This is a genomic window from uncultured Eubacterium sp., assembly GCF_934561735.1.
In the GTDB taxonomy this organism is placed as follows: Bacteria; Bacillota; Clostridia; order Oscillospirales; family Acutalibacteraceae; genus Eubacterium_R.
The window spans coordinates 47,052-68,624 of record NZ_CAKTGT010000005.1 but is presented as its reverse complement, the minus strand read 5'-3'; the positions used below and the strand labels follow the sequence as shown (position 1 = coordinate 68,624).

The following is a 21,573-nucleotide window of genomic DNA, read 5'->3' as shown; positions in this document are numbered from 1 at the left end:
ATTAGGGAGTAGATTATGAGAACTTCTAAAAAAATAAAAATAGGCAATACCTTTCTTGGCGGTGACAGCCCTGTATTGGTGCAAAGTATGCTTAATGTTCCGTCAACAGATATTGACGGCTCCGTTAAACAGGCTGTTGAGCTTGAAAAAGCAGGATGTCAGATTATCCGCTTTGCAATTCCTAATGAGGAGGCTCTCGCACTTGTTGAGCCTATTAAAAAGGCAACTACCGTGCCGCTTGTAGCCGATATTCACTTTGATTATAAGTTGGCTCTCGGTGCGGCAGAAAGAGGAATAGACAAAATCCGTATCAATCCGGGCAATATCGGCTCGGAGGATAGGGTAAAAGCTGTTGCCGATATTTGCAAGCAAAAAGGACTTCCTATCAGAATCGGCGTTAATTCCGGTTCTCTTGAAAAGCATATCCTTGCAAAATACGGTTCTCCGACTCCCGAAGCTATGGTAGAGTCTGCACTTTATCACGCTTCGCTTCTTGAAAGATTTGATTTTGACGATATTGTTATTTCAATCAAATCTTCAAATGTAAATACTATGATTAAAGCGTATGAACTTGCGGCTGAAAATTGCAATTATCCTCTCCACCTCGGTGTAACAGAGGCAGGTACGGAGCGTATGGGTATTATCAAATCCGCTGTTGGCATCGGCTCGCTCCTTACTCACGGAATAGGCGACACTATCCGTGTAAGCCTTACCGATGACCCTATAAAAGAGGTTTATGCCGCACAGGATATATTAAAAGCTATCGGACTTAAAACCGATTGTCCGTACCTTGTTTCATGCCCGACCTGCGGCAGAACAAGAATTGACCTTGTAGGTCTTGCAAAGCAGGTTGAAGAGCGACTTCGTGATTGCAAAAAGCCTATTACCGTTGCCGTTATGGGTTGTATTGTTAACGGTCCGGGCGAAGCAAAAGAGGCAGACATCGGAGTTGCGGGCGGTGACGGATGCGGACTCATTTTCAAAAAAGGCGAAATTCTCCGCAAAGTTCCCGAAAATGAATTATTAGACGAATTGATGAAAGAGATAGACAAATTATAATGGCAAGAATTTACGATTATTTTTCTCAATATATCGACGGCAGTGATTTGGCACTTGTCGGCAGCGGTGAAATCACACGATTTGCCGTTTATCGTGAGGCACGCATGCTTGAACTCGGCGTGCTCCTTGATAAAACCGTTGATTATTCGGTTATAGACCGTATTCAAAAATCACTTGTAAAAAATTTGCAGCTTGAAAATGCTGTACTTAATATAAAATATCCAAGCAGTCTTTTCAGCACGGAAACCGTTTCTGTTGTGCTTTCAAAAATCGGTGCACTCAATCCCGTTGTAAACGGATTTTTTGACAATGCCGATGCCGAAATCGAGGATAATATTCTCACCGTTTGCCTCAAAAACGGCGGCAAAGAACTGCTTGAAAGCCAAAATGTTAATAAAGAAATTCTCCGTGCCGTTTACGATATGTTTGATGTTGACCTTGATGATGTTGCTTTTTTGGAGGTTGAAACCTTTGATATGGAACAAGCCGTTCGCAAGGCGGCAGAAGAAAAGGCGGCAGAAAAGGCAAAAGAGGAAGCCGAAAAAGAAAAGTATGTTCCACATGTTCAGCTTGGAGATTTGCCGCTTTATGCCGATACACGCAAACAGATTATGGGCAGACCGATTAAGGATTTGCCAAAACCTATTAAAGAAATCAGACCCGATGACGGCTTTGTAACCGTTTGGGGCGATATTTTCAATCTTGATGTTCGTGACACAAAGCGTGGCGATTCACGAATTTTGACTTTTTGTGTAACGGACCAAAGTTCGTCCGTATCGGTTAAGATATTTGAAAAGAAGGGCATTATCGACCCTATAATCAAAAATCTTGAAGCGGCGGGAACAATTCTTATAAGCGGTCTTTACAAACTCGATACATATGTTAATGAGTATATCATTATGCCAAATCATATCGAGTCAATCAAAAAGATTGAAAAGCAGGATACGGCAGAAGAAAAAAGGGTTGAACTCCATATGCACAGCTCAATGTCTGAAATGGACGGTATGACTCCGGTGTCAAAACTTGTTGAGCGTGCGGCAAAATGGGGTCACAGAGCCGTTGCAATCACAGACCACGGCGTTGTTCAGGCTTTGCCGGAAGCATATGCCACGGCAAAATCAAAGGGTATCAAGCTTATTTTAGGTATGGAAGGATATTTGGTTGACGATACTCTTTATCCCGATTTTATGAATATGAAGTCAAGGGATTTCCAACGCCATCATATTATTTTGCTTGTCAAGGCTGATAACACTATGCCTATGCGTCTTGATGAAAATTGGCGACCTGTTATGGATGAACCTGAGGACGGTATAATCCACCGAGGCAGAAAAAATCTTTATGAACTTATTTCAAGTTCAAATGTAAAGACATTTAAAAACCGTCCGCTTATTCCAAAAACCATGCTTGCCGAAAAGCGAGATGATATTTTAATCGGCTCTGCCTGTGAACAGGGCGAGATTATTCAGGCAATCCTCAGAGGAAAGTCTGATGACGAACTCTTGAAATTGGCAGAATTCTATGATTATTTGGAAATTCAGCCAAACGGTAACAATGAATTTATGCTTCGCACAAGCGATCAGGAGTATATCACAACAAAAAGAGGAGAGCAGAAATACAATCCTTATTGGAGGGTAAATACCGAAGAAGACCTTATAAATATAAATAAAAAAGTTGTTGAACTTGCGGACAAGCTCGGCAAACCGGTTGTTGCAACGGGCGATGTGCATTTTCTTAATCCCGAGGATTCAAAGCTTCGTGCCATTGTTATGGCGTCAAAGGGCTTTGACGATGCCGACAACCAGGCACCGCTTTATTTCAAAACAACCGACGAAATGCTTGAGGATTTTTCTTGGGCAGGCGACAGAGCAAAGGAATTTGTTGTTGACAATCCAAACAAGATTGCCGATATGATTCAGGACAAGCTTCCGCCTATCCCTCCGGGAACTTATCAGCCTTACATTGAGGGCGCTGATGATGAGCTTACCGAAAAATGCTGGGCAACCGCTAAAGAACTTTACGGCGACCCTGTTCCGGAATATGTCGCTTCCCGTCTTGAAAGGGAACTTAACTCAATCATTTCTCACGGTTACGGCGTGCTTTATGTTATTGCTAAGCGTCTTGTTGAGGAAAGCGAAAGACGAGGTTATTTGGTTGGTTCAAGAGGTTCCGTAGGTTCGTCACTTGCCGCTCATTTTGGCGGTATTTCCGAGGTTAATCCGCTTGCACCGCATTATTATTGTAAAAAATGTAAACACAGCGAATTTTTCCTCAACGGTGAATACGGTTCAGGCTTTGACTTGCCAAAAAAGGATTGTCCTGTATGCGGCGAACCGATGAAGCGTGACGGTCACGAAATTCCGTTTGAAACCTTCCTTGGTTTTGACGGTGACAAAGAGCCTGATATCGACCTTAACTTCTCGGGTGAAGTTCAGGGTCAAATTCATAGATTTACCGAAACTTTGTTTGGTAAGGAATATGTGTTCAAGGCAGGCACAATGTCCACTATTGCAGAAAAAACCGCTTACGGTTATGTACTCAATTACTTCCGTGAGCGTGATAAATATACAGGTGAGCGTGTTGAAAAGGCAAAGGAAAACCTTGCCGAAAGCAACAGTATGCTCTCAACAATTCCGAGAGCCGAGGTTGAGCGACTTGCTACCCTTATTGACAAGGGCAAGATTACAAGAACAACGGGTCAGCACCCGGGCGGAATGGTTGTTGTTCCGGACAAGTACACGGTTGAGGACTTCACACCTATTCAGTATCCGTCAAATGATGAGAAAAAGGGTACATATACAACCCACTTCGACTTTAAGAATTCACTTCACGACACACTTTTAAAACTTGACGAGCTCGGTCACGATAATCCGACTCTGTATAAATACCTTGAGGATTCAACGGGTATTCCTGTTATGGATGTTGATTTGAGCGACCCTAAACTTTACGAACTTATAACTTCTTGCGCACCGCTCGGTGTTTCACCTGAGGATATTGATAACCCTACCGGCACACTTGCAATTCCCGAAATGGGTACACCGTTTGTTGTCGGTATGCTCACAGAGGCACAACCAAAAACCTTTGCCGACTTGCTTCAAATTTCAGGTCTGTCACACGGTACCGATGTATGGCTCGGTAACGCACAGGAACTTATCGATAACGGCACTTGCACTATTTCAGAGGTTATCGGATGCCGTGACGATATTATGACTTATCTTATCCATAAACTTGAAGCGTACGAAAGAGAAACAGGCAAAGAAGCCCCTCTTACAAAAAAAGATTGCTTCAAAATTATGGAATACACTCGTAAGGGTAAAGCCCCTAAGGAGCTTCCGCCTTATGAGGAGGGAATGAAAACCATCGGCGTTGAGCAGTGGTATATTGATTCCTGCTATAAAATCAAGTATATGTTCCCAAAAGCTCACGCTGCGGCTTATGTTATCGCCGCACTTCGTATTGCGTGGTATAAAATTTATTATCCTGTTCAGTTTTACAGTGCATTCTTTACCGTTCGAGGCGGTGCGATTGATGCAGTTGCGGCTGTTCAGGGCAAGGAAGCCGTTAAACGCAAGATGAACGAAATCAAGCTAAAGGGTAATGAGGCAACCGCCAAAGAGGAATCTCAATATGTCGTTTTGCAGATTGTAATTGAGATGCTCGCCCGTGGTTATGAATTCCTGCCGGTTGACCTTAATAAATCCGATTGGCGAGTTTATAAAATCGAGGAAGGAAAAATTCGACTTCCGTTTTCAGCTATTGACGGTATCGGCGAAACTGCGGCACAGGCCATTGCCGATGCTGTTCAACGAAATCCCGACGGCTTTGTTGCGTCTGATGACCTTGCAAACGAGCCGGGTGTAGGTAAATCCGTTGTTGACGCACTGCGTGCGGCAGGTGCTCTCGGCGATTTGCCCGAAACTACACAGATTTCTCTATTTTAACTTATATAAAATTTGTTATTGACAAGCTCACTTTATTATGTTAGCATATTAGCGTACTAAAGTGAACTATAGGAAAGGACGGTATTTCCACGGAAATATCATTTAAAACTATGAAAAGATATTCAAAAATTACTCCGCAGGGCAGCAGAGATTACCTTTTTGAGGAGTGCGACGACAGAAGAAAGGTCGAACACGAACTTTCCGTTCTGTTTAAAGAAAATAATTACAGAAAGGTAATTACTCCTGCTATCGAATACTTTGATGTGTTCAAAAGTGACAATGTCGGCATTGAGTCGGAGATGATGTTTAAGATGTCCGACTCAAAGGGCAGAACAACCGTTTTGCGTCCCGATAATACCATGCCTATTGCCCGTATGGTTGCCACCAGACTTCACAACGAAGAACTTCCGGTAAGACTATATTACAGTCAGCCTGTATTTGTCAGGGCAAAGGATTTGGCAGGCAGACCGAGCGAAATTGCTCAAAGCGGTGTTGAACTTATCGGTGACGGCTCATTTGATGCGGATATAGAAATAGTTAAAATGGCTGTTGAAAGTTTAAAGAGAAGCAATCTCAATTCCTTTAAACTCGAAATCGGCAATGCGGCATTTTTCAATGTTGTTCTCGGCAAAATGGATATTCCGCAAAGTGTTAGAGCCGATGTTGTAAATTATATTGAATCAAAGAATTATGCGGCACTCGGTGACTTACTTGACAAAATCGGTGACACTGCCGAAACAAGGGTAATTCGCAGATTACCTCGTCTTTTCGGCGACGCATCTGTTATTGATGAAGCAAAAAAGTTGTATTCCGATTCTGCGTTTCAGCAGGCATTGTTGTATCTTCAAACTGTTTACAATAGGCTCTGTGATGAAGGCTTAAAAGATTACATCATTCTCGACCTCGGTCTTGTAAACCGTTCAAATTATTATACGGGAATCATATTCCACGGCTACGCCGAAGGTTCGGGTATTTCTGTTCTTTCCGGCGGCAGATATGATAATCTCCTCGGTGAATTCGGTATGCCTGCTCCGGCTATCGGTTTTGCTGTTGAGGTGTCTGCTCTTTGTGAGGCTATGCGTGAGGTTATCAATGTAGAACGCCCTATTCGTATCGCCCTTACAAAAGGCAGATTGGAGCGAAAAACGGTTGAGCTTTTCAAAACTATGGGGCTTGACACAGCAGAACTTGAAAATAAGGGAAGACGGCTTATTCTTCCTGTTGATAAATACGAAACCGTGCTGTCAAAGGCACCGGATGTTATTACATATGTTGAACACGGCGTGTGTGACATCGGCATTGTAGGCAAAGACACCATTGTTGAGCACGGCTCATCGTTTTATGAGGTTATCGACCTTAACATCGGTAAATGCAAATTTGCTCTTGCCTGCCCAAAAGGAACGGATTTCTTTTCGGGTTATAAGCGTAAAACGGTTGCTTCAAAGTACCCGAAAGTTGCAAAGGAGTTCTTTGAATCAAAGGGTATGGATGTCGAGGTTATCAAGATTGAGGGCAGCGTTGAACTTGCTCCTCTTCTCGGTCTTGCCGACGGTATAGTCGATATTGTAGAAACCGGCTCAACGCTTAAAGAAAACGGACTTGAGGTTGTTGAGGACATCTTCCCGATTTCCGCAAGGGTAATAGTAAATATGGCTTCAATGAAACTTCGTAAGGCAGAAATTGAAGAATTTTTAAATGATTTGGAACTTGCGTCCCGTGTTTGATAGGAGGAAATATGAAAATTACAAAGGCAAACGGCAAAGCAGAATATGCCGTAATAGAAAATCTTAAAAAAAGAAGCGGTGAAACCGATGAAAAAATCTTAAACATCGTTTCAAACATTATCAACGAGGTTAAGGAAAACGGCGATGATGCCGTTCGTGAATTCACCGTTAGATTTGACGGCGGCGTTCCTAAAAAATCCGTTATCGAAAAGGACGAACTTCAGGAATACCTTGATATGGTAGACGATGACTTTAAGTCTGCCATAATTAAAGCAAAGGATAATATATATGATTTTCATCTCCGTCAGGCACAGCAGTCTTGGATGACCACCAAGGAGAGCGGAGTTATTATGGGTCAAAGAGTTCGTGGACTTCACAGAGTCGGCATCTATGTCCCGGGCGGTACTGCTGCTTATCCGTCATCGGTTTTGATGAATGCAATTCCTGCAAAAATCGCAGGAGTTAAGGAAATTATTATGGTAACCCCACCGGCAAAGGACGGCAATCCAGACCCTAACATTATGGCTGCCGCTGCTGTTGCCGGAGTAGACAGAGTGTACCTTGTAGGCGGTGCTCAGGCAGTTGCCGCTCTTGCATACGGCACGGAAAAAATTCCAAAGGTAGACAAAATAGTAGGCCCGGGTAATATATTTGTTGCAACCGCAAAAAAACTCCTTTACGGTGTGGTTGACATTGATATGGTAGCCGGTCCGAGCGAAATCCTTATTGTAGCCGATAAAACGGCAGACCCTGCTTTTTTGGCGGCAGACCTTATGTCACAGGCTGAGCACGACAAGATGGCTTCGGCTATTTTGCTTACAACATCTATTGATTTGGCAAGAGCTGCCGCACATGAGATTGAAAAGCAGGTTAAAAATCTCGAGCGTCAGGAAATCATTCGTGAAAGCCTTGAAAATTACGGAGAAATTATTGTTTGCGAGGACTTGAAGCAGGCTATTGATTTTGCAAACGAGCTTGCACCCGAACATCTCGAACTATGCGTTGCCGAGCCTCTTAAATATATCGGCAAGGTAGACAACGCAGGCTCCGTATTCCTCGGCAATTTCTCACCGGAGCCTCTCGGCGATTACTTTGCGGGTCCAAACCATGTTTTGCCGACTTCGGGCACAGCAAGATTTTTCTCACCTCTCGGAGTAGACAGCTTTGTAAAGAAGTCGTCATTTATCTATTACACTCCTGCCGAGCTTCGTGCGGCAAAAGATGATATTATCAAACTTGCCGATACAGAGGGTCTTACGGCTCACGCAAATTCAATTAAGGTAAGATTTGAATAATTTGTAGGGGATGTGGCTTGCCCATCCCGTCAAAGGACGCGACTTGCCTGTCACATATGTTAAAGAAAGATTACGGTAAATATTATGCGTACAGCAACAGTAGAAAGAAATACAAAAGAAACACAGATAAAAGCCGAACTCAATCTTGACGGCGGAGAAGTAAGCATTTCAACAGGTATCGGATTTTTTGACCATATGCTTACGGCTTTTGCCGTTCACGGCGGATTCGGTTTAAAACTAAATGTAAGCGGCGACCTTGATGTAGACACTCATCACACCGTTGAGGATACAGGCATTGTGCTCGGCACGGCATTTAAACAGGCACTCGGTGATATGAGCGGAATAGAACGCTACGGCACATTTTTTATTCCTATGGATGAAAGCCTTGCACAGGCTTCGCTTGATATTTCAAACCGTCCGTTTTTGGTATTTAATGCAGACTTTAAGCAGGAAAAATGCGGCGATTACGAAAATTGTGTGACCGAGGAATTTTGGCGTGCTTTTGCCGTAAACGGCGGAATTACGCTTCATATCAATGTGCTTTACGGCTCAAACGCTCACCACGAGATTGAAGCAATATTCAAGGCAGTTGCACATGCAATGAAAATAGCAGTAACAAAAAATGTTGACGGCTCAGTGCTCTCAACAAAAGGAGTACTTTAATGATAATTTTTCCCGCTATTGATATTATAGACGGCAAGCCCGTAAGACTTTTTAAAGGCGATTTTGCAACTGCCGAACAGGTTGCCGATGATGTGCTTGAAACTGCAAACGGCTTTGTTCAGGCAGGTGCCGAATGGGTGCATATGGTAGATCTTGACGGTTCGTTGAAAAAAGAGAGGGTAAATTCTCAAACCTTTATTGATGTTGCCCGCCAAACACCGCTAAAAGTTGAAATCGGCGGCGGTATCCGCACAATGGCTGATATTGATTTTTATGCAAACAACGATATTTCAAGAGTGATTTTAGGCTCTGTTGCTCTTAAAAATCCCGAACTTGTCAAAGAGGCTGTTAAGGAATTCGGTGACCTTATCGCAGTAGGCATTGATGCTAAAAACGGCTTTGTTGCAACCGAGGGTTGGACAGAGGGTTCGGACACTCATTATATCGACCTTGCAAAGCAGATGGAAGCAATGGGCGTCAAAACAATTATCTACACCGATATTTCAAAGGACGGCACTTTGAGCGGACCGAATGTTGAACAGCTTGTTGAACTCAACAATGCCGTATCGTGTGACATTACGGCATCCGGCGGCGTTACAAATATTGATGATATTGTTGCTCTCAGAGATAAAAAACTGTACGGTGCTATTTGCGGCAAATCGATTTATAAAGGCACTTTGGATTTAAAGCAGGCTGTGGAGGTTTGTAAGTAATGGATTTGGATAAGTATTTTAAAAAAGGCGAGCTTATTCCCGCAATAGTTCAGGAGGACTCAACGGGTGAAGTTCTTATGCTTGCCTATATGAACAGGGAATCTCTGCAAAAAACTCTTGAAACCGGCTATACTTGGTTTTGGTCGAGGAGCAGACAGGAACTTTGGAACAAAGGTGCAACCTCGGGTCATCTTCAAAAAATCACCGATATAAAGGGCGATTGCGATGACGACACACTTTTAATTAAGGTTGTTCAAACAGGTGCTGCCTGCCACACGGGTAATCATTCATGCTTTTTCAATAATATAGATTTTAACAAAGCGGATTAACGAAAGGTAATAATATGGATTATATCAGAAACGATTATGAAACTATCCTTGCAAGAAAGGACGCAAAGGAAGAAGGCTCATATACTTGCTATCTTTTTGAACAGGGACTTGATAAAATATTAAAAAAAGTCGGTGAGGAAAGTACAGAAATGGTTATCGCCGCAAAAAACGGAGTTAAGGAAGAAACCGTCGGCGAGATTTGCGACCTTATTTACCACACTCTTGTTATGATGGTAAACGAGGATATTACAATAGAAGATGTTGAGGCGGTTCTCCAAAAGCGTGCAGAAAAAGCAGGCAATTTAAAGAAATTTCATAAGGTAGACAAAAATTCATAATGGCAATAAAAAAATGGGTGATTAGGCAGGCTGATAAGGAGCGTGCCTCCCAAATCAGCGAAAAATTTAATATTGACCCGTTTGTTGCTTTTTTGATGGTGTCACGAGGAATAGTTGACGATCTTGATGTTGTCAATTTTATGACAGATGAATTTATGCTTTCGTCACCGTTTGATATGGCAGATATGGACGAGGCGATTTTTACCGTAAGCGAAGCGATAGAAAACGGGGACAAAATCTGCATTTACGGCGACTATGACTGCGACGGCGTTACATCCACAACTTTGCTTGTGGATTTTCTGCGTAGTAAGGGTGCCGATGTTTGTTACTATATCCCGAGCAGAGAAACAGAGGGATACGGCTTGAACAATTCCGCAATAGATGAAATTGCTCGGTGGGGCGTTAATCTCATTATCACCGTTGATAACGGAATCAGTGCCTTTGATGAGGCGGAGCATATTTATGAGCTCGGTATGTCGCTTGTTGTTACCGACCACCATCAACTCACCGACGGCAAACTTCCGAGAGCGGAAGCGGTTGTCAATCCTCACAGAGAGGATAATGCAATGGATTTTCGTGATTTTTGCGGAGTCGGCGTTGCTTTCAAATTTGCCGTTGCAATGGATGAAGACAATGTAGAAGATATTGTGGAACGCTATATAGACCTTGTGGCTATCGGTACAATTGCCGATGTTATGCCGCTTAAAGAAGAAAACAGAGCGTTTGTTCGCCGTGGATTGCAAAAGCTAAACAACAATCCTCGCAAATCCCTTGCACCGCTTATTAAACGAAATTCAAACGAAATCACTTCTCAGGATATTGCGTTTCAAATTTGCCCGAGAATAAACGCAATGGGCAGAATGGGCGATGCCAAAAGAGCAGTTGAATTTTTGCTTTGCGATGATGCCGCTCAGGCGGCTTCGGCTTGTAATTTCCTTGATGAAGAAAATGCAAACCGTCAGCAGGTGGAGCAGGAAATTATAGAAGATGTAAAAAAACAAATCAAAAAAAATCCGCGTCTTGCGGCTTCTCCTGTTATAGTCGTTGCGGGAAAAGGCTATCATCACGGCGTTATCGGCATTGTTGCCGCTCATATTTTGGAAAAGTACGGCAAACCTACTTTTGTTATCGGTATTGATGAAAACGGTATTGCCCGCGGTTCGGCACGAAGCGTTGAGGGATTTAATATTTTTGAAGCACTCATCGCTTGCAGCGATGATATGATTCAGTTTGGCGGACATCCGCTTGCGGCAGGCATAACGCTTAAAGAGGATATGATAGAAAAATTTTCGGCGGATATTAACGAATTTGCCATTAAAAATTATCCCGTTATGCCGCAGGTTGAACTTACCCTTGATTTTAAACTTGCTCCGTCTTATCTCAATCTTGATTTGGTAGACTCTCTGTCGGTGCTTGAACCTTACGGTGCAGGTAATTCACAAGCTGTTTTCGGAATATATAAGTTGAAGCTTTTGGGTGTAACTCCTCTCAGTGAGGGCAAGCACATTCGCCTTGATTTGCAGAAAAAAGATACAAAAATCAGAGTTGTAAAATTCTCAACTCCGTATAATGATTTTCCGTACAAACCGGGTGATGAACTCAATCTTGCAGTTAAGGTGAGCAAAAACGCATATAACGGCAAAATGTATTTGTCTGTTCAGGCGGTTGATATTCGACTGTCGTCACTTGATGAGGATAAATATTTTGCAGAAAAATCGGCTTATGATTTGTACAGATATACGGGCAAGGTTGACGAAAGTCTTTATCCTACCAGAGAGGATTGTGCCCTTGTGTATAAGTATTTAAAGAAAAATAACGGCTACCCTTATTCTCTTGAAGATTTGTATTTCAGACTTCAGAGCAATGTGACCTACGGCAAACTTATGTTTGCACTCAAGGCATTTTCACAGGGCGGGCTGATTAATTATAAAAAAGGAATAACCCTTAATACTGTAAAAGAAAAAGTAAACCTTGAAGAAACACCTATTCTCAAGGCTTTGAAGGGAAGATTAAACATTGAGTGAAGAAGTAAAGATAACACAGGATAAAAAACAAGAAATAAAGTTAGAGGATTACGACGATAAGTTTGACGAATTCTTTGAAGAGGTAAAAAAGAATCCGAATTATAACAGCGACCTTATCAAAAAAGCGTATGATTTGGCTTACGAAGCACATAAAAATCAGCGTCGCCGTTCGGGTGAGCCGTACATTATGCACCCTGTTGCCGTTGCAAAAATTCTGTTTGATTACGGCATGGACAATGAGTGTATAATAGGTGCACTTCTCCATGATGTTGTTGAAGATACAACATACGACCTTAATTTTATTCGTGAGCATTTCGGCGAAGAAGTTGCCGTGCTTGTTGACGGCGTAACAAAACTCGGTAAAATTCCGCTTTCCACCAAGGAAGAAGTGCAGGCAGAGAATATCCGCAAAATGTTTATTGCTATGAACCAGGATGTTCGGGTTATCATTATCAAACTTGCAGACCGACTTCATAATATGCGTACGCTTCAGCATATGCCGCCGTATAAACAAAGAGAAAAATCACTTGAAACTCTCGAAATTTACGCTCCGATTGCTCACCGTCTCGGTATCCGTGCCGTTAAGGAAGAACTTGAGGATTTGGCTATCCGCTATCTTGACCCTTACGCTTATAAGGAAATTGAAAATTCTCTTTCCATGAAAATGGAAGAAGGCAAGGAGTTTCTTGATGATATTAAGGCACAGATTAAAGAAAAAATCGAGCCGATTATGCCGGGTGCACAGATTACTTCAAGAGTAAAATCCGTTCACGGTATTTTCCGTAAACTTTATATTAAGGGCAAGAACTTTGAAGAAATCTATGATATTTATGCCGTTCGAATTATAGTTGATTCTATGATTGACTGCTATAACGCTCTCGGTATAGTTCACGATATGTTCACTCCGCTTCCGGGCAGATTTAAAGATTATATTTCAACCCCTAAGCCTAATATGTATCAGTCTCTTCACACAACTGTACTGAGCAAAAAAGGTATTCCGTTTGAAATTCAAATTCGTACATGGGAGATGCACCGTACGGCCGAATACGGTATTGCCGCTCACTGGAAATACAAAATCGGTAAAGGCGGAGAAGATAATTTTGATACCTCGCTTCAGTGGATTCATCAGGTGCTTGAAAACGGTGACTCTGCCGATAATGCCGAGGATATGGTTATGTCCATCAAGGGTGACCTTTCTATTGATGAAATTTATGTTTTCACTCCTCGAGGTGATGTAAAGTCGCTTCCTAAAGGCTCAACCGTTATCGACTTTGCATATGCTATTCACTCGGCTGTCGGCAACAAAATGGTCGGTGCAAAGGTAGACGGCAGAATTGTGCCGCTTGATACTGTTGTTCGTACAGGTCAGGTTGTGGAGATTATCACATCAAAGCAGCAGGGCAAAGGTCCGTCGAGAGATTGGCTCAAAATCGTAAAAACAGGTGAAGCACGCTCAAAAATCCGTGCTTGGTTCAAAAAAGAAAAGCGTGATGAAAACATCACTCAGGGCAAGCAGGACCTTGATCATGAATTCAGAAAGAACTTCTTGCGTTTTGAGGGTAATAAATACGAGGAATTCGTTAAGAAAATTGCCGAGCGTCAGCATTTTGACAGCATAGAGGACTTTTATGCCGCTATCGGTTACGGCGGCGTGCAGATTACCCGTCTTATGCCGGGAATTAAGGACGAATATAACCGTAATTGGAAAGAGAAAGAACCTGCTCCTGTACCTACAACAAATACAGTAACTCAGGTTAACAGAGAACCTAAGTCCTCAGGCGGTGTTGTCGTTGAGGGAATAGATAATTGCCTTATTAATATGGCAAAATGCTGCAATCCGCTTCCGGGTGAAAATATTATAGGCTTTATTACAAGAGGTCACGGATTGACCATTCACCGCAGGGACTGCAAAAATGTTCCTGTTGATTTGGAAAATTGTGCAGAGCCGGAACGCTGGATAAACGCTCATTGGGACAGCAAGGTTAAGGTTGAGGCTCGCAGTTCACTCAATGTATATGCCATTGACCGTGACGGCGTAGTGCTTGATATTACAACAACCATTGCCAACGCTCATGTAAAGATGCACTCTATCAATGCCCGTCCGATTAATGACGGCAACTGCCTAACTTCAATGAGTATTACGGTAAACAATAAGGAACATCTTGACGCTATCATTAAGCTTCTTAACAAGATAGACGGCGTATATCTTATTGAACGAAGCGATCAGTAAAAAATAATTTCGGAGAAAAATATGAAAGCAGTAATTCAACGCGTAAAATATGCAAGTGTAAAAATTGACGGCAATTTAGTCGGTGCCTGCAATCAAGGCTTTATGATTCTTTTGGGCGTACAGCAGGGTGACACCGAGGCAGATGCGGATAAACTTCTTAAAAAAGTTCCGGTTCTTCGCATTTTTGAAGATGAAAACGGCAAAATGAATAAAAGCCTGCTTGATGTAAACGGTGAGGCTCTCGTTGTGTCGCAGTTTACACTTCTTGCCGATTGTTCGCACGGCAGACGACCGTCGTTTATAAACTCCGCACCGCCGGATGCGGCTGATGCACTTTATGAATATTTTGTTCAGGGTATGAAAGACGCAGGGGTTCAAAGAGTTGAAACAGGCGAGTTTGGTGCAGATATGGCTGTTGAACTTCTCAATGACGGTCCCGTTACAATTCTTCTTGATTCAAAGGAGCTTCATTAATGAAAGTAATCAGTGAAAAATTCGGCTCAATGGATAATAATTGCAGCCTTATAATTGATGAAAAAACAAATCAAAGTGCACTTGTCGATTGCAACGAATTCAGTCAAAAAATGATTGATATGATCGGTGATACCGACCTTAAATATATACTTTTGACCCACGGCCACTTTGACCATATTATCGGCGTAAAAAGTGTTAAGGAAAAATACGGTGCACAGGTTGTCATCAGCAAAGAGGACGAGCCTATGCTGAACTCGGCAAAGCTTTCTCTTGCTGTATTTTGTAATGCTCCGCAAAACAATGTTGATGCGGATATAATAGTTAAAGACGGCGATGAAATCACTTTGGGCAAAACTAAAATCAAGGTTATGGCTACACCGGGGCACACTTCGGGAAGTGTTTGCTATATTGCAGAAAACTGCATTTTTTCGGGTGACACTTTGTTTTATTGCTCGTGCGGCAGAACCGATTTTCCGTCAGGCTCTCCCGAGCAAATGATGTCATCACTTCAAAAACTCAAAGCACTTGACGGTGACTATAAGGTGTATACCGGTCACAATAACCTTACAACCCTTGATTTTGAACGCAAAAATAATCCTTATATGAAATGATTTTATGATAATTAAGAATATAAACCACGATGCCTCCTATCACACAGAAAAAATCGCCGTTATGTTTTTCCCCCTTGAAAAGCTTAAAACAGACGGCGACGACAATGTTGTGATAGAAACAAAAAAAGAAAATAATTTGCTTTCGGTCAAAGTAAAGGCTTATTCTCGTTTTCTCGAAAAAACATATGAACTTAAAGAAAATGACGATGTAACTCACTCATTGTCAATTCTGCTTTATGATACTTTGAGCGAACTTACGGGCTACAGTCTGCCGTGGGGCATACTTTACGGCGTTCGCCCGGCAAGGCTTATGCACGCAACGGTTGAAAAATACGGTGTTGACGGAGCGGTGCAAAAGTTCCTTGATGATAAAGTTGAGCAAAAGAAAATCAACCTTGCTCTGTCTGTTATGGAACGGGAAAATAAAATAATAGCACTTTCTCGTGATAATTCGTTTTCGCTTTATGTGTCAATTCCGTTTTGCCCGAGCAGGTGTTCATATTGTTCGTTTGTGTCACACAGTATTGCAAATGCAAAAGATTTGATTCAGCCGTATGTTGAACTTCTTTGCAGGGAACTTGAAAATATCGGCAAAATCGCAAAAAATCTCGGTTTGAGGCTTGAGTCTATTTATTTCGGTGGCGGAACACCTACAACCCTTTCTGCCGAACAGCTTGATACCTTGCTTACCGTTATTGAACGGAATTTTGATTTGTCAACTCTCCGTGAATATACCGTGGAAGCCGGCAGACCGGATACCGTAACCGAAGCAAAGCTTAATACGCTCATGTCGCATAATGTTGAAAGAATAAGCATAAATCCGCAAACATTCAGCGATGATGTACTCAAAGCGATAGGCAGGAAACACACTTGTGCTCAAACGGTTGAGGCGTATGAACTTGCACGCAAAGTCGGATTTGAAAATATCAATATGGATTTTATCGCAGGGCTTAATTCCGACACTCCCGAAAGTTTCAAGATGAGCATCGACAAAGCACTTTCGCTCGCTCCGGAAAGCGTTACGGTACATAATTTGGCACTTAAATCCGCCGCTTTTCTGTGTACCGAAAATGAATTTTTTGATTTAACCGAGCGTAGCAATGCCGCAAAAATGGTGGATTATTCGTATAATACCTTGCTTGAAAACGGCTATAATCCGTATTATATGTACCGTCAAAGCAAGTCGCTCGGCAATCTTGAAAATGTCGGATATGCCAAGGACGGCTTTGATTGTCTTTACAATGTTTTTATGATGGACGAAACACATACGGTGCTTGCCGCCGGTGCGGGTGCAGTCACAAAGCTGAAAGACCCCAAGACCGCTCATATCGAAAGAATATATAATTATAAGTATCCGTATGAGTATCTTAACAATTTTGATGAGGTTTTATCACGCAAGAAAGGAATAATTGAATTTTACGGTGAATAAAATTGTACAAATACACTTTTTGAAGTATGTACAAATTTCACTAATAATCACATTTGGTATTGCATTAATTTACATATTGTAATATAATGATATCAAAGAGGTGTAATTATGAGAAATTTTAACGATGTAATTAATTCTGTTGACGAAGCTATCAACAACGCAAAAAAGAACGGCTCTATTGACGAGGTTATTAATAAGACCAAGGAATATGCCAAAAAGAGCGCACAGGCGATAGAAATTTCCCGTAAAAGAATAGAACTTCTTGACACAAAGACCAAGCTTGCCAAAGCTTATGAAAAGTACGGCAAACAGCAGTTTGCTCTTTACGAGGGCAAAGAGGTTAATCAAGATGAACTCAACGCATCCTGCGAAGAAATTGTTATGCTCAAAAGTCAGTCCGAATTTTTAGAGGCTGAAATTGAAGCTTTTAAGGAAGCTGTTGCCGCTCAGGTAGACGCAAAAATGAATCCTAAAAAGGATGAAGATGTTGTGGTTGACGAGTCGGATATTGAGGTTGTTGAGGCAGAGTCTGAATAATATACAATATTTTTTGGGACGGTGTATTTTGCACCGTCTTTTTTTGTTGGTGATTTTGTGAATTTAAAGGGAAAGTATCTGTCCTCCGCTTTTGTTCTTTTGCTTTCAACTGTTATAGTCAAAGTAATTTCCGCAATATATAAAATTCCTCTTACCGCATTTATCGGCGGAGTCGGCAGGGGATATTTTGCTTATGCTTACAATCTTTGCCTCCCGATACATGCCGTGACTATGGGTGCTTTTCCCATAGCACTTTCAAAGCTTGTAAGCACTTATAATTCGAAGGGCGATACAAACAAGGTTCTTTCTCTCAAAAAAGGTTCATTCAGACTGTTTTCATTGGTTGGCTTTGTCGGAATGGCTGTTTTATTGTGTGCCGCAAAGCCGTATTCCGATTTGGTTGCACATTCACCAAAGGCAATTTATACCGTTTCGGTTCTTGCTCCGTCGGTGCTTTTTTCCTGTATGGGTGCGTCGTATAGAGGTTATTTTGAGGGATTCCTCAATATGATTCCTACGGCGGTAAGCCAAACGATTGATGCACTTTTTAAGATGGTATTCGGCTTGCTTTTTGCCAAGTATTCAATGGCTTATCTTTTTCAACGGTATCAAGTAACGGGAATGGTGCTCGGCACAACCGCCTGTGATGAGCAAACGGCATTGTCGCTCATTTATCCGTTCACTTCTGCTTGTGCAATGCTCGGTGTTACCCTCGGTGCATTTGCAAGTCTTTGCTTTTTGAGTGTGTATTCAAAATATCACAGTTCCAAAATCAATATCCGGCTTGATACAAAATCCGCAAATAAGGAACTTTTCGCTTTTTCTTTTCCGATTATGGTGAGTACCTGCGTGCAAAGTGTATTTCAATTTTTGGATACGGCAACCATCCAGTTTGCGTTGAACAAAATTGATGTGTCTGTGCTTCATTCTGCATTTTTTCAGTCGCTCAAATTTGTAAATATTTCAAATAAGGATTTACCAACTTATGTTTTTGGCGTTTTTTCGGCTTCTCTCGATTTCAAAAACTTAGTGCCGGGCGTAACCATGGCTCTCGGTATTTCGGCTGTGCCTGCAATAAGCAGAGCGTTTGAACAGAAAAATCAAGAACGATTTTCCGTTCTTGTCAATTCTGTTTATAAATATACCGTGCTTCTTTCTTCTCTCGGCGGAATTGTTTTGTATGTGTGCAGCGAAGAAATACTCAATTTGTTTTACGGCAAAGACTCACGGGATATTGTCGTTTCGTCTGTCGGTTTGGTAAAATGTTTTGCACTCACCGTGGTGGTTTATTCGCTTGCCGGCACAGCCGTTTTTGCCGTTCAGGCTGTTGGTCTTTCACAAAAGTCAATACTTCCTTATGCCGTGTCCGGTGTTATCAGGATTGTTTTGAATGTTGTTCTTGTAACGGATGAACACTTTGTCCTTTACGGTGCGGTCGTCAGCGGAGCGGTTGGGTATGCCGTTTTAACAGCGTGGAATATAGCTGTCTTATGTAAATATACAAAAATAAAATTTGATTTTTTAAGAGTGATTTTGTTGCCGTTTGCTGCGTTCGGCTTGACTTTGTACTTTTGTAAAATTCTTTTTGTACAGCCTTTTTTACCTGATTCGACAATCGGTTTGATTATAATAAAAGCTGTGATTTCACTTATTTTTTACTGTATATTGTGTTTTTTGTGCGGTATGCTGAATTTTAAAGATTTTTTTTGTAATTATCTTACTAAAAAAATTCACTAAAAACCTTGAAAAAGCCGTGTAAATAGTGTATATTACTAAAAGACACATCACGAGGAAATGACTATGGCACAGGAATTTGTATTAAAAGATAAATATAATATGGATGATCTTATTGCCATTATCAAAGTACTGCGTGCACCGGGCGGTTGCCCTTGGGACAGAGAACAAACTCACGAATCTATAAAAAAGAATTTTATAGAGGAAACCTATGAGGTTGTTGAAGCGATTAATAAAAACAGTGCCGATATGCTTCGTGAAGAACTCGGCGATGTTCTTTTGCAAATCGTTCTTCATACCGAGATGGAAAGTGAAAAAGGTTCTTTTACTTTTGACGATGTTGCAAACGATATTGTTCAAAAGCTGGTTGTCCGTCATCCTCATGTTTTCGGCGATGTTGTTGCAAACGATACTGCCGAGGCACTTAACAGTTGGGATGCGGCAAAGCTGAAGTCTAAAGGTCAAAAAACTCAAACCGAGTCTATGCTCAGCGTGCCTCGTGAGCTTCCGGCACTTATGCGTGCCCAGAAGATTCAACACAAGGCGGCTAAAATCGGCTTTGATTGGGATAATGCAGGTGGTGCAGTTGACAAATTTTATGAAGAAATTGATGAGTTAAAAACGGCAATGGAACAAGGCAAGAAAGCTGATATAGAAGATGAGTTCGGAGATGTTCTCTTTTCCTGCGTAAATATTGCTCGATTTATTGATGTAGACAGCGAGGAGGCACTTACCGCAGCTTCCGACAAGTTTATGTCACGCTTTTCACTTGTTGAGCAAATGGCAAACGAACAGGGAATCGATATGAAAAACTCTTCGATTCAAGAGCTTGATATGCTTTGGGACAAGGCTAAGAAAATAAAAAATGCCGAGTAATCGGTAATGGAGGATTTATTATGAACAAAACTGAATTGGTTGCAGCTGTAGCTGCAAAGGCAGAATTATCAAAGAAGGACGCAGAAGCAGCAGTAGCAGCAACATTTGATGCTATTACAGCAGCTCTTGCAGAAGGCGACAAGGTAGCTCTCGTTGGTTTCGGCACATTTGCAGTTAAGGAAAGAGCAGCTCGTACAGGCCTCAACCCACAAACAAAGGCTAAGATTGAAATCCCTGCATCAAAGGCTCCAAGCTTCAAGGCAGGTAAGGCACTTAAGGACGCAGTTAACGCTTAATTATTTGCAATAAAATTCAAGGTGTCTTTCGGGACACCTTGTTTTATTTAAAGGAGAAGTTATGCGACTTGATAAGTATTTAAAAGTATCTCGTATTATAAAACGCAGAACCGTTGCCAACGAGGCTTGCGATGCCGGCAGAGTAGAGGTTAACGGCAAGGTGGCAAGAGCATCGTATGATGTTAAGGTTGGCGATATCATAAAGGTGTCGCTCGGCTCAAATGAGCGTGAGTACGAAGTTCTTGAGGTTCTTGAGCATGCACTCAAAGAAGATGCATTGAAAATGTATAAGGCTTTGTAAGGTACAGAATAATCTGTACCTTATTTTTTTATTATTTTTGAATATTGTTTAGTGTACAACATAATGCTACAATGTGTTTGTTCGAACAAAGAATAATTTTTCAGAGGTAATAAAAATGAGTAACAGATATGAATTGAATAAAAATCTTGCACAAATGCTTAAGGGCGGCGTAATTATGGATGTTACCACGCCGGAGCAGGCAAAAATCGCAGAACAGGCAGGTGCTTGTGCCGTTATGGCTCTTGAAAGAATTCCTGCCGATATTCGTGCCGCAGGCGGTGTATCAAGAATGAGCGACCCAAAGATGATTAAGGGTATTCAAGAGGCAGTTTCCATTCCCGTTATGGCTAAGTGCCGTATCGGTCATATTGCCGAAGCACAGATTTTGCAAGCTATTGAGATAGATTATATCGACGAGAGCGAGGTTTTGTCGCCTGCAGATGACCTTTATCATATTGACAAAACCGAATTTGATGTTCCTTTTGTATGCGGTGCAAGAGATTTGGGCGAAGCACTTCGCAGAATTGCCGAGGGAGCGTCTATGATCAGAACAAAGGGTGAACCGGGAACAGGTGATGTTGTTCAGGCTGTCAGACATATGAGAAAGATTAATGCGGAAATGCGTCGTGTTCAGTCACTTCGTAAGGACGAACTTTTTGAAGCTGCAAAGGAATACAGAGTTCCTGTTGAACTTATCAATTATGTTCACGAAAACGGCAAACTTCCTGTTGTAAACTTCGCCGCAGGCGGTGTTGCAACTCCTGCCGATGCCGCACTTATGATGCAATTAGGTGCAGAGGGCGTATTTGTAGGTTCGGGTATTTTCAAATCGGGCAATCCGGAAAAGAGAGCCGCAGCTATCGTAAAGGCTGTAACCAATTATAACGACCCTCAAATTCTCGCAGAACTCAGTGAAGATTTGGGCGGTGCCATGGTAGGCATTAACGAAAGCGAAATCAAAATTATTATGGAGGAAAGAGGACAGTAATCCTTCGTAAAATT

At 41.9% G+C, this 21,573-nt stretch carries 19 protein-coding genes and 1 pseudogene; all 20 read left to right on the top strand.

The window, feature by feature from the left end:
• The first annotated feature begins 15 nt into the window (after window positions 1-15).
• The 20 genes and pseudogenes from ispG (at window position 16) to pdxS (ending at window position 21,559) form a co-directional block, all read left to right on the top strand.
• Complete coding sequence (gene ispG / locus Q0E08_RS05675) at window positions 16-1,059, top strand: flavodoxin-dependent (E)-4-hydroxy-3-methylbut-2-enyl-diphosphate synthase (protein ID WP_294777855.1); 1,044 nt, start codon at window positions 16-18, stop codon at window positions 1,057-1,059.
• Complete coding sequence (locus tag Q0E08_RS05670) at window positions 1,059-4,997, top strand: PolC-type DNA polymerase III (RefSeq protein WP_294777853.1); 3,939 nt, start codon at window positions 1,059-1,061, stop codon at window positions 4,995-4,997. Before ispG ends, Q0E08_RS05670 begins: the two co-directional genes overlap by 1 nt.
• A gap of 110 nt (window positions 4,998-5,107) precedes the next feature.
• Window positions 5,108-6,067 (top strand): annotated as a pseudogene (gene hisZ, locus Q0E08_RS05665) (ATP phosphoribosyltransferase regulatory subunit); the annotation flags it as partial.
• 6 nt (window positions 6,068-6,073) lie between these two features.
• Window positions 6,074-6,721, top strand: coding sequence for an ATP phosphoribosyltransferase (hisG, locus tag Q0E08_RS05660; RefSeq protein WP_290912892.1), 648 nt, complete (start codon window positions 6,074-6,076; stop codon window positions 6,719-6,721).
• A gap of 11 nt (window positions 6,722-6,732) precedes the next feature.
• Entirely contained in the window at window positions 6,733-8,016 is a 1,284-nt protein-coding gene (gene hisD, locus Q0E08_RS05655; RefSeq protein WP_294777851.1) for a histidinol dehydrogenase, read from the top strand.
• Window positions 8,017-8,100: 84 nt separating this feature from the next.
• The gene (gene hisB, locus Q0E08_RS05650) at window positions 8,101-8,679 is read left to right on the top strand and encodes an imidazoleglycerol-phosphate dehydratase HisB (protein WP_294777849.1); all 579 of its coding nucleotides are present in this window, start codon (window positions 8,101-8,103) and stop codon (window positions 8,677-8,679) included.
• A complete protein-coding gene (gene hisA, locus Q0E08_RS05645) occupies window positions 8,679-9,392 on the top strand; it encodes a 1-(5-phosphoribosyl)-5-[(5-phosphoribosylamino)methylideneamino]imidazole-4-carboxamide isomerase (RefSeq protein WP_294777848.1) in 714 nt (237 codons plus the stop codon). The genes hisB and hisA overlap by 1 nt, the downstream gene beginning before the upstream one ends.
• Complete coding sequence (hisI, locus tag Q0E08_RS05640) at window positions 9,392-9,721, top strand: phosphoribosyl-AMP cyclohydrolase (protein WP_294777846.1); 330 nt, start codon at window positions 9,392-9,394, stop codon at window positions 9,719-9,721. The genes hisA and hisI overlap by 1 nt, the downstream gene beginning before the upstream one ends.
• Window positions 9,722-9,735: 14 nt before the next feature.
• Window positions 9,736-10,059 (top strand): phosphoribosyl-ATP diphosphatase, encoded by a 324-nt coding sequence (gene hisE, locus Q0E08_RS05635; protein ID WP_177662954.1) that lies wholly within the window; start codon window positions 9,736-9,738, stop codon window positions 10,057-10,059.
• Entirely contained in the window at window positions 10,059-12,083 is a 2,025-nt protein-coding gene (gene recJ, locus Q0E08_RS05630) for a single-stranded-DNA-specific exonuclease RecJ (protein ID WP_294777842.1), read from the top strand. Before hisE ends, recJ begins: the two co-directional genes overlap by 1 nt.
• On the top strand, window positions 12,076-14,313 hold the full coding sequence (locus Q0E08_RS05625) for a bifunctional (p)ppGpp synthetase/guanosine-3',5'-bis(diphosphate) 3'-pyrophosphohydrolase (protein ID WP_294777840.1): 2,238 nt from the start codon (window positions 12,076-12,078) through the stop codon (window positions 14,311-14,313). Before recJ ends, Q0E08_RS05625 begins: the two co-directional genes overlap by 8 nt.
• Window positions 14,314-14,334: 21 nt before the next feature.
• A complete protein-coding gene (gene dtd, locus Q0E08_RS05620; RefSeq protein ID WP_294777838.1) occupies window positions 14,335-14,787 on the top strand; it encodes a D-aminoacyl-tRNA deacylase in 453 nt (150 codons plus the stop codon).
• Window positions 14,787-15,398, top strand: a complete 612-nt coding sequence (locus Q0E08_RS05615) for an MBL fold metallo-hydrolase (protein ID WP_294777836.1) — start codon at window positions 14,787-14,789, stop codon at window positions 15,396-15,398. The genes dtd and Q0E08_RS05615 overlap by 1 nt, the downstream gene beginning before the upstream one ends.
• 4 nt (window positions 15,399-15,402) lie before the next feature.
• On the top strand, window positions 15,403-16,827 hold the full coding sequence (gene hemZ / locus Q0E08_RS05610) for a coproporphyrinogen dehydrogenase HemZ (protein ID WP_294777834.1): 1,425 nt from the start codon (window positions 15,403-15,405) through the stop codon (window positions 16,825-16,827).
• A 108-nt stretch (window positions 16,828-16,935) separates the two neighbouring features.
• A complete protein-coding gene (locus tag Q0E08_RS05605; RefSeq protein ID WP_294777832.1) occupies window positions 16,936-17,364 on the top strand; it encodes a hypothetical protein in 429 nt (142 codons plus the stop codon).
• A 57-nt stretch (window positions 17,365-17,421) separates the two neighbouring features.
• The gene (locus Q0E08_RS05600) at window positions 17,422-19,101 is read left to right on the top strand and encodes a polysaccharide biosynthesis C-terminal domain-containing protein (protein ID WP_294777830.1); all 1,680 of its coding nucleotides are present in this window, start codon (window positions 17,422-17,424) and stop codon (window positions 19,099-19,101) included.
• 63 nt (window positions 19,102-19,164) lie between these two features.
• The gene (gene mazG, locus Q0E08_RS05595; protein WP_294777828.1) at window positions 19,165-19,974 is read left to right on the top strand and encodes a nucleoside triphosphate pyrophosphohydrolase; all 810 of its coding nucleotides are present in this window, start codon (window positions 19,165-19,167) and stop codon (window positions 19,972-19,974) included.
• A 20-nt stretch (window positions 19,975-19,994) separates the two neighbouring features.
• A complete protein-coding gene (locus Q0E08_RS05590; protein WP_078768023.1) occupies window positions 19,995-20,270 on the top strand; it encodes an HU family DNA-binding protein in 276 nt (91 codons plus the stop codon).
• Between the two features lie 61 nt (window positions 20,271-20,331).
• Entirely contained in the window at window positions 20,332-20,571 is a 240-nt protein-coding gene (locus tag Q0E08_RS05585) for an RNA-binding S4 domain-containing protein (protein WP_294777825.1), read from the top strand.
• A gap of 115 nt (window positions 20,572-20,686) precedes the next feature.
• Window positions 20,687-21,559: a pyridoxal 5'-phosphate synthase lyase subunit PdxS gene (gene pdxS, locus Q0E08_RS05580; RefSeq protein ID WP_294777823.1), complete on the top strand. Its 873-nt coding sequence runs from the start codon at window positions 20,687-20,689 to the stop codon at window positions 21,557-21,559.
• Window positions 21,560-21,573: the final 14 nt, after the last annotated feature.